The 13,154-nt window shown below is 66.4% G+C and carries 9 protein-coding genes; 6 read left to right on the forward strand and 3 right to left on the reverse strand.

Features of this window, described 5'->3' with window-relative positions:
• Positions 1 to 6: 6 nt before the first annotated feature.
• Positions 7 to 2,247: an ATP-binding protein gene (locus AC3A6F_RS06200; RefSeq protein WP_487679083.1), complete on the reverse strand. Its 2,241-nt coding sequence runs from the start codon at positions 2,245 to 2,247 to the stop codon at positions 7 to 9.
• A 236-nt stretch (positions 2,248 to 2,483) separates the two neighbouring features.
• On the opposite strand from AC3A6F_RS06200, the gene AC3A6F_RS06205 reads away from it, so the two are divergent.
• The 3 genes from AC3A6F_RS06205 (at position 2,484) to AC3A6F_RS06215 (ending at position 6,124) form a co-directional block, all read left to right on the forward strand.
• Positions 2,484 to 4,391 carry a hybrid sensor histidine kinase/response regulator gene (locus tag AC3A6F_RS06205; RefSeq protein ID WP_487679085.1) on the forward strand — a complete coding sequence of 636 codons (1,908 nt, stop codon included), beginning with the start codon at positions 2,484 to 2,486 and terminating at the stop codon, positions 4,389 to 4,391.
• A 105-nt stretch (positions 4,392 to 4,496) separates the two neighbouring features.
• Positions 4,497 to 5,465 carry an IS1595 family transposase gene (locus AC3A6F_RS06210; RefSeq protein ID WP_487679086.1) on the forward strand — a complete coding sequence of 323 codons (969 nt, stop codon included), beginning with the start codon at positions 4,497 to 4,499 and terminating at the stop codon, positions 5,463 to 5,465.
• A 122-nt stretch (positions 5,466 to 5,587) separates the two neighbouring features.
• Positions 5,588 to 6,124 carry a DUF2325 domain-containing protein gene (locus AC3A6F_RS06215; protein WP_487679087.1) on the forward strand — a complete coding sequence of 179 codons (537 nt, stop codon included), beginning with the start codon at positions 5,588 to 5,590 and terminating at the stop codon, positions 6,122 to 6,124.
• Here the strand turns inward: AC3A6F_RS06215 and AC3A6F_RS06220 are convergent.
• On the reverse strand, positions 6,108 to 7,301 hold the full coding sequence (locus tag AC3A6F_RS06220) for an esterase/lipase family protein (protein WP_487679088.1): 1,194 nt from the start codon (positions 7,299 to 7,301) through the stop codon (positions 6,108 to 6,110). The genes AC3A6F_RS06215 and AC3A6F_RS06220 overlap by 17 nt on opposite strands.
• Before the next feature lie 177 nt (positions 7,302 to 7,478).
• Entirely contained in the window at positions 7,479 to 8,759 is a 1,281-nt protein-coding gene (locus tag AC3A6F_RS06225) for a dienelactone hydrolase family protein (protein WP_487679090.1), read from the reverse strand.
• Between the two features lie 211 nt (positions 8,760 to 8,970).
• Here AC3A6F_RS06225 and AC3A6F_RS06230 point away from each other — a divergent pair, with 211 nt between their 5' ends.
• Genes AC3A6F_RS06230 through AC3A6F_RS06240 form a run of 3 tightly spaced genes read left to right on the forward strand, consistent with a single transcriptional unit; the run spans position 8,971 to position 13,104 of the window.
• Positions 8,971 to 10,644: an MFS transporter gene (locus AC3A6F_RS06230; protein WP_487679091.1), complete on the forward strand. Its 1,674-nt coding sequence runs from the start codon at positions 8,971 to 8,973 to the stop codon at positions 10,642 to 10,644.
• Positions 10,645 to 10,663: 19 nt separating this feature from the next.
• On the forward strand, positions 10,664 to 11,725 hold the full coding sequence (locus AC3A6F_RS06235; RefSeq protein ID WP_487679092.1) for an HlyD family secretion protein: 1,062 nt from the start codon (positions 10,664 to 10,666) through the stop codon (positions 11,723 to 11,725).
• Positions 11,722 to 13,104, forward strand: a complete 1,383-nt coding sequence (locus tag AC3A6F_RS06240) for an efflux transporter outer membrane subunit (protein ID WP_487679093.1) — start codon at positions 11,722 to 11,724, stop codon at positions 13,102 to 13,104. The genes AC3A6F_RS06235 and AC3A6F_RS06240 overlap by 4 nt, the downstream gene beginning before the upstream one ends.
• The last annotated feature ends 50 nt before the right edge of the window (positions 13,105 to 13,154 follow it).

Genomic DNA, 13,154 nt, shown 5'->3' on the forward strand with positions numbered 1-13,154 from the left:
TACGGTCTACGGATTGATGGGTTGTTTTGGAAGGGTGAAGGAGAACGTCGCCCCTTCGCCTAATGTCGAATCGGCCCATACGCGGCCGTTATGGCGCTCGATGATGCGGCGCACATTGGCAAGGCCAATGCCGGTACCCTGGAAGTCTTCCATCCGGTGCAGGCGCTGGAAGACGCCGAACAGCTTGTGCACGTAGTCGGGGTTGAAGCCAGCGCCATTGTCGGCCACGTGGAATACGAAATCGTCCGCGGTCTCGTCGCAGGTGATCCGGATCACGGCCTGTTCGCGCTCGCGCGTGAACTTGACCGCGTTCGACAGCAGGTTGTACATCGCCAGGTGCAGGAAGGCCGGGTCGGCGCAAACGACCGGCATGCCTTCGATATGCCAGTCGACCTTGCGCTGGCCGATGTCCAGGGCCAGTTTGTCGATGCAGCCCGACACCAGGTCGGTCATGTCGATGCTGGTCGGGCGCAGGGCGGCGCGGCCCATCTGCGAGAACGACAGCAGGTCGTCGACCAGCTTGCCGGCCAGGCGCGCCGACTCCTTGATGTTCTTTAAAAAGCGCTGGCGCATCGCCACGTCTTCGCTGCCGGCCGATTCGATCAAGAGGTCCGAAAAGCCTGCAATGTGGCGCAGCGGCGCACGCAGGTCGTGCGATACCGAATATGAAAACGCCTCGAGCTCCTTGTTGGCGCGGCCCAGTTCTTCAGCCAGTTCGGCCATCTGTTCGGCGCGCTCGAGCGCGATGCCCAGCAGCGCACTGCGAAACTCGGTGGTCAGCTCGATCTCGGCGGCATGCCACGGAAGGCTGTGGCCGTGGATGGTTTCGCGCCAGGCGGCGAAGCTCTGGCGCGGCGACAGGCTGGTCGGCGCGTTCGCGGCCGCCTGTTTTTCATACGGGTTGCCGGCCCATTCCACGGTCTGTACCAGCTCGGGGCGGAACCACAGCAGGTAGTGCTGGTGGATGCGCGAGATCGGCAGCGCCAGCAGGCCGCTGGCATTGCGCGTCAGGTCCCGCGCCGGCGGATACACGCCGGCCAGCTGATTGGTATGGAATACCTCGTGACCATTCACGGTGAGCCAGGTTGCCAACGAACGGATCGCCTTGTCATTCGGCGTGTCGCCATACGTCAGTATGCGGTCGTCCACCACGATCGCCACGCCGCCGGCGCGCGCGAAGCGCAGCAGTTCGGGGAACACGCCGGACAGGTTGTCGATGAAGTCGGAACCCTTGGTCAGGCGGCCCAGCATCTCGACCATGATGCGGCGCACGTCGAGGCGGAACTGCAGTTCGCGCGCATCTTCGCGCGACTCGATGCACAGCGCCAGGATCTGGCCCAGTTGCTCGCAGGCGGTACGTTTCTCGACCGACACCTGGCACGGCATGGCGTTATGGCACGAGATCAGCCCCCACAGCTTGCCCTTGACGATCAGCGACACCGACATCGAGGCCAGCGTGCCCATATTGCGCATGTATTGCAGGTGAACCGGAGAGACGCTGCGCAGGGCGGCGAAGGACAGGTCGTTGCGCGCTCTAGTGGCCGGATTGACGTCCGGGACCAGCGGGGCGGCCTCGTAGTTGGCGTCCTGGATCACACGGATCGGCGAGAGCGTGTACAGCGCGCGTGCCTGGGCCGGGATATCGCTGGCCGGGAACGACTGGCCAAGATACGAGTCGTAATCGTCCGCCTTTGACTCGGCCACCACGCGGCCATGGCCGGCGGGGTCGAACTGGTAGACCATGACGCGGCCGTAGCCGGTTACCGAACGCACGTGGTGCGCGGCCAGGTCTGTCAGGGCGGGAATGGAGGCATGGTCGCCCACGCGCGCCAGAAAGTCGGTGATCAAGGGGTACAGGTGGCGGAAATCGGCCGGCTGCGCGCGCATGACCGATTCGAATTCGGCGATCACCAGGCCGTCCCAGGCGTGCGCCAGCACGTCGAAATGCTGGCCGTTGACGGTCGTGACGGTGCCAAGGTAGGCCGGGCGCTGGCCCAGCGTGCCGCTGCCCAGTTCCTGGGCCAGTTGGGAGACGGCAGCTTCTCCGATCGCCGCGGCCAGCGGCCGGCCGATCACGGCGCCGGCGTCGACGCCGGCCCACTCGGCGAGATTGGCGCTGGCCTGCAGCACCTCGAGCGCAGGCGACAGCGTCAGCATGAACCCATGCGGCTGGATGCTGCCCGGCGTGCGGATGGGTTCGCGATCGCAGCCGGTGATGTCGAGTTGTTCGGGAGATGCCTGGATCATGAGCCGCTTTTTAACGAGCAGGGAACAAGGCCCATTGTAACGTGAAAAGCTGGTATCTCATTCTATATAGAATGTTTTTCAACATCCGATGTGCCACTGCATTGTCATTGTGGCTATCTGTCCTGATAACTGGTTATCGGCGCGCACGTACGCAATGTCGTATGGCGTGGTCAGTTAAAGCAGATGTATGATGGGCTACTTTTTTGACTCCGTAGACAAGGACGCGGTATCGCCCCATGGACACTTCTCTACCCGTCAAGCAGACGCTTACCGACGAGCAACGCTTCCAGTACCTGATCGCCGGCATCAGCGACTACGCGATCTATATGCTCGATCCGCAAGGATACGTCACCAGCTGGAATGCCGGCGCCCAGCGTTTCAAGGGCTACGTCGAGCACGAGATCCTGCAGCAGCATTTCTCCCGTTTCTATACGCCGGAGGACCGCGCCACCGGCCTGCCGGCGCAGGCGCTGGCCGAAGCGCTCGAGCACGGCCGCTACGAATCAGAAGGCTGGCGCGTGCGCAAGGACGGCGGCCGCTTCTGGGCGCATGTGGTGATCGATCCGATCCGCGACGACCGGGGTGAGCTGATCGGCTACGCCAAGATCACGCGCGACGTCACCGACAAGAAGCAGGCCGCGGACTTGCTGCGCGAGAGCGAGCAGCGCTTCCGCCTGCTGGTGCAGGGCGTGACAGACTACGCGCTCTACATGCTCACGCCCGAGGGCGTGGTGTCGAACTGGAACCTGGGCGCCCAGCGCATCAAGGGCTACAGCCAGGACGACATCGTCGGCCATCACTTCTCGCTGTTCTATACCGACGAAGACCGGCTGCGCGGCTTGCCGGCGCGCGCGCTGACGACGGCCGGCGACGTCGGCCGCTACGAGGCCGAGGGCTGGCGCGTGCGCAAGGACGGCACCCGGTTCTGGGCCAATGTCGTGATCGACGCCATCCGCGGCGACGATGGGCGCCTGCTGGGCTATGCCAAGATCACGCGCGACCTGACCGAGAAGAAGGCGGCGGCCGAGGCGCTCGACAAAGCGCAGGCGGCGCTGTTCCAGGCCCAGAAGATGGAATCGATCGGCCAGCTCACCGGCGGCATCGCGCACGACTTCAACAACCTGTTGTCGGTGATCTCGAGCGGCCTCGAGATCCTGAGCATGCAGCGCAGTCCGGGCGGCGACGCCAAGACGCTCGACAGCATGCGGCGCGCGATCGACCGCGGCGCCACGCTCACCCAGCAACTGCTGGCCTTCGCGCGCCAGCAGCCGCTGGAACCTGAAACGCGCAACGTCAACCGCATCATCAGCGGCTTCGAATCGGTGTTGCGGCGCGCCGCCAACTCGTCGATCGATTTCGTGCTCAAGCTCGACCCCAAGGCGCCGAACGCCGTGATCGACGCCGCGCGCCTTGAGTCGGCGGTGCTCAATCTTGTGGTCAACGCGCGCGACGCCATGCCGGGCGGCGGGCGCATCGTGGTCGAGACCGCGGGCGTGGCGCTGGCGCAGGGCGAGCACGCGGCGCTGGCGGCCGGCTCGTATGTGCGCCTGAGCGTGAGCGATACCGGCACCGGCATGGCGCCCGAGACCATCGCGCGCGCCTTCGAACCGTTCTTCACCACCAAGGAAGTCGGCAAGGGCACGGGCCTGGGGCTGTCGCAGGTGTATGGCTTCATCAAGCAGTCGGGCGGCGAGGTGACCATCGAGAGCACGGTGGGCGAGGGCACCAGCATTGTCATCTGGCTGCCGGCCGTGACTTCGCACGCGCACGACCTGGCCGAGATCGAGACCGAGACCGTGCTGATCGTCGAGGACGAACCCGACCTGCTGGACGTCGCGTCCTCGCTGTTTCTGAGCATGGGCTATGACGTGATGACCGCCGCCAGCGGCAACGACGCCCTGAACCTGCTGGCCAGCCGCGACGTCGATATCCTGTTCACCGACGTGGTGATGCCGAACGGGATGAACGGCATCGAGCTGGCGGCCTATACGCGCAACCACTACCCGAACGTGAAGGTGATGCTGGCCTCAGGCTACCCGCAACCGGCATTGAAGCTCGACCGCTCGCGGCTGGGGGAGTTCGCCTTCGTCAGCAAGCCGTACCGGCTGTCGGACCTGGCCCGGAGCCTGCGCAGCGCGCATTGATCGACGCCTTTTGTCTGGGCGCTGTCATCGTTAGATATGGATGAGCATTGAACTGCTGAGCTGATCCGCGGTCCAATCCTGGTCATCATCGATCGGGAGCGCACCATGAAAGCGCCGAAGTTCGAGAAGCTGTTCGCCCAGCTGCCTCAACTGAACCAGCCGCAGCGTCAGCAGGTGCTTGCCGCCCTGCATCCGGCAGCCGGGCTCGACCGGGTGGTCGCCCTCATCGGCGAGATCCGGTCAAAGGGACGGCGCTGCCCCGATTGCGCCTGCGAGCGTTGTCACCGGCACGGCCATGCCAATGACCTGCAACGCTTTCGCTGCTGCGCGTGCGGCCGCACCTTCAACGACCTGACGGGAACGCCGCTGGCGCGGCTCAGGCACAAGGGCAAGTGGCTCGATTATCTCGACACGGTGCTCGATTCACGCACAGTCCGCTCTGCGGCCAAGCGTGTCGGCGTGCACCCCAACACCACGTTTCGCTGGCGCCATCGCTTTCTCGACCGGGTCAAGGACGACCGGCCCGAGCGCCTGGTCGGCACCGTCGAGGCCGACGAAACGTTCCTGCTCGAATCGCAGAAGGGTTCACGCAAGCTCGATCGCCAGCCGCGCAAGCGTGGCGGCAGGGCCGCCCTGCGCGGCATCTCGCACCACCTCGACTGCATCCTGGTGGCGCGCGACCGTAGCGGACAAACCATCGACGCCGTCACCGGACGCGGCGCCTTGAAGGTGGCCCAGCTGGTCAGGCACTTGCTGCCAAAACTCGATCCCCAGGCGCTGCTGGTCACCGATGCCAACGCCACCTATCCCGCCTTCGCCCGTGCCCAAGGCGTCGCCCACCAGGCCGTCAATCTCAGTGCTGGCGAACGCATCCGCAATTGCGCTGGGGGCGCAATCCACGTTCAGAATGTGAATGCCTATCACCGGCGTTTCAAGGAATGGCTGGCGCGCTTCCATGGCGTGGCGTCACGCTGGTTACCCAACTACCTGGGCTGGCATTGGGCGCTCGATGGCGGGCGAGTTAGATCTGTCGAGCAACTGCTGCGTATCGCATTCGGGGCCATCAACAGGTAACGATGACAGCGCCTTTGTCTGTGAGTCCATGGTTGCCGAAGGGTCTTCATTGAAATGAGAATAATTCTCATTTAAGATGGCGGCTGTGGCGCACCTTGCGTCACCCTTCGAAAGGGGATGCCATGCTGGCCGAACAGGACGTCGATCGACTGCTATGCGAGCATGGCGCGCTGCTGCGGGCCCATGCTCAGGTTCAGGCGCGCTGCACTGTGCTGTTACGCGAGCAGGCCGAGCGCATTCGCGGCCTCGATGCACAGCTGATGCGCTCGCGCGTGGCGGCGATGCGCAGCCTCACCGCGCTGGCCTGGGAGCGCGAGGACCGCGCAGCGCTCGAAAAGGCTGCGCCTGGCCTGGAGCGGCGCGCCGCCATGGGCCGCCAGATCGAATCCCTGCAGGCGCGGGTGCACACACTGATGCGCCAGCTGCATTCGCGCGAGCTGGCCGAACATGCTTCGCGGGCGGACGAGGCTTTGCCAGTCGAGCTGGAAGCGAGCCTGCTGGCGGCCGATCTGGTGATCTGCCAGACCGGTTGCCTGAGCCATGGCGACTACTGGCGCGTGCAGGACCACTGCAAGCGCAGCGGCAAGCCCTGCATGCTGGTCGACCAGCCCGACCGGGTGCAGATCATGCGCATCGATCATCTTACAGCGCAAAAATGATGTCGCTGACCTGTTCATAGAGCTTGTCGGCCGACGGTCCCTGGTTGGGCCAGTTCAGGATGTCGAAGTGGTCGTAGCCCTTGTAGTTGCCCAGGAAGTTCCAGGCGCCGCGCACGGCGGTGCCGTCGTAGTCGCGCGCCGGGTGGCCGCCCGGCGAGCGCATGCTGATCGTGTTGACCACGCCGTCGTTCGAGAACCAGTCGCTGTCGATGCGCACCCGGTTGGGCAGGTCGAGGGTATAGCTGCCCATGCCGCGCTGCGCCACCGAGGGCACGATCCACTCGCCGGCGGAGGATTTGAAATAGGGGATCATGTCGGCGCGCGCATACTGGAACAAGGTGGTCTGGACCGGGGCGACGACGCGGTCGGTACCGTTGCAGCACCAGGCGCCGCCTTCGGTGGCCACCGTGCCGACCGAAAAATAATAGATGTGCGGCGAGGTGCGCGCCCACAAGTTAAATTCGCGCGCGCCGTCCGGCGCCAGTTCCCAGCCCGCTACCCGGTGTCCGAGCACGTCGCGCAGCGGCAGGCGGATGCCGGGCAGGATGTTGAACACGGCATCGGTCAGGGTGGTGCCGTTGTGCGGCGCCGAGATCGTGGTCGCGCTGCGGATCCAGCCGACCTTGCCGCCCTTGAACAGTTCGCCGTCGCCTTCGTCCTGGGGCGAGCCATGTTCCAGCAGTTCGATCAGCGCCCGGATCGTGGTGCCGCCCTGGCTGTGTCCGATAAAGTGGATCGGGTGGTCCTGGTCCCAGGCCGGATACAGGGCCAGCGGATAGTCTTGCGGATTATTGCGCGGATCGGCGGCCCAACATTTGCCGGGGGGCTTTTGTACCTGACCGGGCAAGCCGTGGTCGCGCACATGGGCCTTGCCATAGTCGACGCAGCCGCCCTTGATCTGGGCATACAGGTCGGCGGCGCGGTCCCAGTTGGACGAGATCGGCCCGACCGCCGCGGCGAACACGGCGCGCGGACCGCGGTAGATCTGCATCTGCGAGGCGATGTCGCCGTAGCCGCCCCAGTAGTTGAAACCGCTGTGCTGGAATTCCTCGGGCCCGAAGCCGAGGAAGCCGTGGACGAGGATGACGGGATAGTTATTCGCCGCGCTGCAGGCCGGAGCGGCAAGGATGCCCAGCGCCGTCAACAGGGCGGCGCAGGCGCGATAGAACCGAACCATCTGGCTTCTCCGTTAAATGCGTCAAGCACATTGTCGGAGGTAGGACGACGGTCGGGTTTGCGCTGCGTCGACCCGCGGCGAAGGAATTAAACTTCACGCAAGGAAACATGCGCATGCCGCTTGACAACGCCGCGTCATATTCCCTGCATGTATTACTCCCGATGATTACTTATGCGATCAGCGCACCGTGGTGCTGCCGACCGAGGTGGTCGGCTCCGAGACCGCCGTCGCCGGCGTGGCGCCCGGCAGCGGCGCGGTCGATGCGGTCGCCGCCGCCTTCTCGGCTTGCTCCAGGCGGCTATCGGTCCACACCACGTAGTCGTCGACCGAGTACAGGCGGCACGGGTCGCGGCTTTTAGCTGAGCAGGTGGCCAGCGCGCGGCCTTCCGGGTCTTCGCCTTCCTCGGCCCAGGTCCAGCCGCCGCTCGGCGACACGGCAAAGGCGCGCGGCGTCATCTTGGTCAGATATTCGCGGTAGGCGCGGCGGCCGTGCTCGGACAGGAAGGGCACGGCGTCGACGGCGTCGACACTGGCGAAATCGGTACGCGGCTGGCTCGGCGGGGCCGCGACGTCGACCACGACCGCAGTCGGCATGCCGATCTCTTTCAAAAAGCGTTCCGTATCTGCCAACCACACCTTCTCGCCGTCGCGGCTGGCCAGCATCCCATGGGCATCGCGCTTGAACGAGGGGAACTCGACCAGACGGCCGCGGCCGCCGGCCTGGAGATAGGACGCGTGCATGCGGCCCGCCAGTTCCGGCCCGAACAGCGAGTCGTTCTGGCCATACATCCACAGGCTCGGCAGCTTGGCCTTGGCGCCGTATTCGCCGAAGGCCGCCACCAGCTGCGAGCGCCAGGCGCAGCGGTCGCTGTCGTCGCGCAGGCCGCCGGCGAAATTGATCAGGCCACGCACGCCCGGCAGGTTTTCGGTGCCGAGGGCGATCGTGGCCAGGCCGCCATACGACTGGCCGGCCACCACCATGCGCTCGCCATCGACCCAGGGCTGGCTGCGCGCATAGTCGAGGGTCGAGCGGATGTCTTCGGCCTGCGTATAGCCGTTGGCCGTCATGTCGCAGCCATGGTCGCGGTAGCGGCCGCCCGACTTCGAAAAGCCCTGGCGCATCGGCACCATCACCGCATAGCCGCGCTTCACGAAGGCGCTGGCCATGTGATAGAAGCGGTCGCGCGGCTGCAGGCCGGGGCGACCGGAATCCTTGCCGTGGTTGATGACGATCAGGGGAAACGGACCGGCGCCGTTCGGCTGGAACACGGTGGTCTCGAGCGTGACGCCGCCGTCGCCAGCCGGCACCTGGACGATGCGCTCGTTCATGTGGTAATCGAGCGCCGCGGTGCTGGCAGGGACGGGAGTGGCAGGCAATTCCTGCAAGTGCGCCACGGCGGGCAGCATGGCCAGCGCGGCAATCGAAGCGGAGATCAGGGTGGACAGTGTTCTCGACATGGATGACTCTGGAAATGCGCGGTGCATATTTACTGCCATACGGAACAATTTCCGCACGGAATAAACCGAGTCTAGGACGAGTAAATCTTGAGAGCAATATCCGGTTGACCAGATCGGAAGGAATATTTTTGTGTGTGGCGAAAGTGTCATCCGACGCGTTTTTCCCTGAAGGAGTATCATCGCCCCCTGTGAGTAGCAAGGGAAATTACGCATGAGCAAGTATGCGCCGCGCGAGTGGGCACCCGACGAGCGGCCGATGATGCCCGGCTCGCCGTCGACGCCGCCCCACCCGACTCCGCTGCGCTTCGCCTACCTGTTCGTCGGCGTCCTGATCACCATTACCGGCGGTCTCGGCAATGCGCTGGTCACCGTCAACCTGGTCCACTTGCAGGGTGTGCTGGGCGCCTATTCCACCGAAACCACCTGGCTGCCGGCCGCCTATGTGATGGCCAATGCCTCGATGAACCTGCTGCTGGTGAAATTCCGTCAACAGTTCGGCCTGCGCCTGTTCACGGAGATCTTCCTGGTGCTGTATGCGCTGGTGACCTTCGCCCACCTGTTCGTCAACGATCTCGCCTCGGCGATCGCGGTGCGCGCCGCGCACGGCATGCTGGCGGCGGCGGTGTCGCCGCTGGGCCTGTATTACATCCTGCAAGGCTTCAAGAAGGAGTGGCGGCTGCGCGGGGTGGCGCTGGCGATGGGCGCGGCCCAGCTGGCGCTGCCGCTGGCCTACATCTTCTCCAACGACTTGCTGCAGATCGCCGAATGGCGCGGGCTCTACCTGTTCGAGCTGGGGCTGGCGCTGGTGTCGCTGGGCGCCGTGCTGCTGCTCAAGTTGCCGTCGGGCGACTACATCAAGGCCTTCCGGCCCACCGATTTCGTCACCTTCGCCCTGTTCGCGCCCGGCATGGCGCTGCTGTGCGCGGCGATCAGCTTCGGCCGCGTGGAATGGTGGTTCGAACGCGCCTGGATCGGGATGGCGCTGGCGGGCGCGATCCTGCTGCTGGCGGCGGCGCTATGCGTCGAGCATAACCGCGCCAATCCGCTATTGAACCTGCGCTGGCTGGCCAGCGGCAATATCGCGCGCCTGGCGCTGTCGATGCTGCTGGTGCGCATCGTGCTGTCGGAGCAGAGCGTCGGCGCGGTCGGCTTCCTGCGCGCCGTGGGCCTGGACAACGACCAGTTGCAAACCCTGTATGCGATCGTGCTGGCCGCCACGGTGGCCGGGATCGTGGTGTCGGCGCTGACCATCAACGTCAACCACCTGGTGTCGCCCCAGGTGATCGCGCTCTTGTGCATGGCGTTGGGCGCCTGGATCGACGCCCATGCCAGCAACCAGACCCGTCCCGAGCAGATGTACCTGAGCCAGAGCCTGCTCGCCTTTGGCGGCACATTGTTCCTCGGCCCCCTGGTGGTGTCGCTGCTCGGGGCCGTGATCCCCAATCCGCAAAACCTGATCAGCTTCTCGGTGCTGTTCGGCCTGACGCAAAACCTGGGCAGCCTGCTCGGTTCGAGCCTGGTGGGCACCTTCCAGGTGATCCGCGAAAAATACCATTCCTCGCTGATCGTCGAGGGCCTCTCCAGCCTGGATCCGCTGGTGGCCAGCCGCATCCAGTCCGGCGCCGCCGCGGCCGGGCGCCTGCTGGCCGACCCGGCGGCCGCGACGCGCCAGAGCCTGCAATCGTTGTCGAGCGTCGCCACGCGCGAAGCAAATATCCTCGCCTACAACGACGTGTTCCTGGTGCTGGCCATGCTGGCCGCCGCGAGCGCGGCCTGGATCTTCCTGCATGCCGTGTGGCTGCATTACTTCCCGGCGGTGAAAGCCGTGCCGACCCCCGCGCCCAAGCCGGGAACCCCACCACCACCCGACCCTGTGACCGACTGATATGCCAGAACCATCGACCGTGCCTTCCCGTTCCCGCCGCCGCATCCTGCTGAGCGCACTCGCGTTCGGCGCCATCGCCATCGCCGGCGTGTTGATCGTGCTGTATGCCTGGAACCTGCCGCCGTTTCGCAGCACCCTGCAGAGCACCGAGAATGCGCTGGTGCGCGGCCAGGTGACGATCATCAGCCCGCAACTGAGCGGCTACGTGGTCGAGGTGCGGGTGCAGGATTTCCAGATGGTCAAGAAGGGCGAGCTCCTGATGCGCATCGACGAGCGCATTCCCACCCAGCGCCTGGCGCAGGCGCGCGCCGAACTGGCCAACCGCCAGGCGGCGCTTGCGAACTTTGCCCAGAGCCAGTCGAGTGCGCGCGCCACCATTGTCCAGAACCAGGCGCTGCTGGCGTCGAACGAGGCGCAGTCACGGCGCGCCCAGGCCGACCTGCGCCGCGTGGAAGAGCTGGCGGCCGACGGTTCGCTGTCGGCGCGCGAACTCGATGCCGCGCGCGCCACGCAGGCCCAGGCCAGCGCCTCGCGCGACCAGTCGCGCGCCGCGATCGAGATCGCCCGCCAGAACCTGCGCTCGGTCGACGTCAATCGCGCCGCGCTCGAGGCGGCGGTGGCCAATGCCGAAGCGACCGTGAAGCTGGCCGAGATCGACATGGCCAACACCCGCATCACCGCTCCGCGCGACGGCCAGCTGGGGCAGGTGACGGTGCGCCAGGGCGCCTACGTGAACGCGGGCGCGCAGCTGACGGCGCTGGTGCCGAGCACAATGTGGGTCATCGCCAATATGAAGGAAACGCAGATGGCCAACGTGGCCGTCGGCCAGCCGGTGACGTTCAGCGTCGACGCCCTGGGTAACGCACGGCTGCGCGGCCACGTCGAGCGCATCTCGCCGGCGACCGGCTCGGAGTTCTCGGTGATCGCGCCAGACAACGCCACCGGCAACTTCGTCAAGATCGCGCAACGCATTCCGGTGCGGATCAGCATCGATCCGAACCAGCCGCTGGCGCAGCGCCTGCGGCCGGGCATGTCGGTGGTGACCACGATCGATACGGCGCACGCCGGAGCCGCGCGGTGAGCCGGCGCGTGCTCGCCCTGGCGGCGCTGCCGCTGCTGCTGTCGGCCTGCGCGATGGCGCCGCAGCCGGCGCCGGAATCTTCCCTGACTGTTCCTCCGGCCTGGCGCACGGCCAGCGCCGGCGACAGCGCCGCCATCGACCGTGACTGGTGGCGCGCCTTCGGCGATCCGGCGCTCGACGCGCTGGTGCGGCGTGCGCTCGACAGCAACGGCGACCTCAAGATCGCGCGCTCGCGTTTGCAGGAATACCAGGCGCGCATCCGCGTGGCCGACAGCGCGCGCCTGCCGGCATTGAACCTGTCGCTGGGGCCGACGCGCTCGCGCGCCATCGGCCCGCTCGGCGAACCGGTCGAGACCACCTCGGTGGTCGGCGCGGTGCAGGCCAGTTATGAACTCGACCTGTTTGGCCGCATCGCCGGCAGCGTCGAGGCGGCGCGCTTCGAATCGCTGTCGCAGGAGGCGGCGTTGGAAGCCGCAGCGCTGGCGGTGGCGGCGAATACGGCGTCCGGCTACCTGAACCTGCTTGGCCTGGACGCTCAGCTGGCGCTGGCGCGCGCGACGCTCGAATCGCGCGAGCGCTCGTTCGAGCTGGCGCGCCACCAGTTCGAGGTCGGCTACAGCTCGCGCCTGGAGATGTCGCAGGCCGAGGCCGAGTTGCACTCGACCGCCGCCACCGTGCCCCAGCTGGAGCGCCAGATCGCTTTGCAGGAGCAGGCGCTGAACCTGCTGCTCGGCGCCAGCCCCGGCCCGGTGGCGCGGGACGCGGAACTGAAGGCATTGCATGAACCGCGGCCGACGCCGGGGCTGCCGTCGGAACTGCTGCGCCGGCGCCCCGACATCGCCCAGGCCGAGCGCCTGGTGGCGGCAAGCGACGCCAGCCTGGCGGTGGCGCGCGATGCGCTGCTGCCGTCGATCCGCCTGACGGCCTCGCTGGGCGCGCAAGGACACAGCCTGTCGCAGCTGCTGCGCGATCCGACCGAGTTGTGGAGCATCGGCGGCAGCGTGCTGGCGCCGCTGTTCGACGCGGGCCGGCTGCGCGCCCAGGCCGAGATCGCGGGCACGGTACGCGACCGCGCGGTCTATACCTATGAATCGGTGGTGCGCACGGCGTTCGCCGAAACGGACAATGCGCTGGCCTCGATCGACGGCTTGCAGCGGCAACTGGTGGAAGCCGAGGCGCGGCGCCGGGCGGCGGGCGAGGTGCTGCGGGTGGCGGCCAACCGCTATCGCAATGGCTACGCTTCCTATCTGGAGGAGCTCGACGCCCAGCGCACGGCCTTCAATGCCGACCTCAATGCGCTGCAATTGCGCGCCAGCCTGCTGGCGGCGCACGTCGACCTGTACCGAGCGCTGGGTGGTGGATGGACGCCGGCGCAGTGACCACCTATCTCGTCGTTCCCGCGAAGGCGGGAACCCAAGTCCCTCGATAC

The organism is Massilia sp. Soil_C_3 (assembly GCF_057657035.1).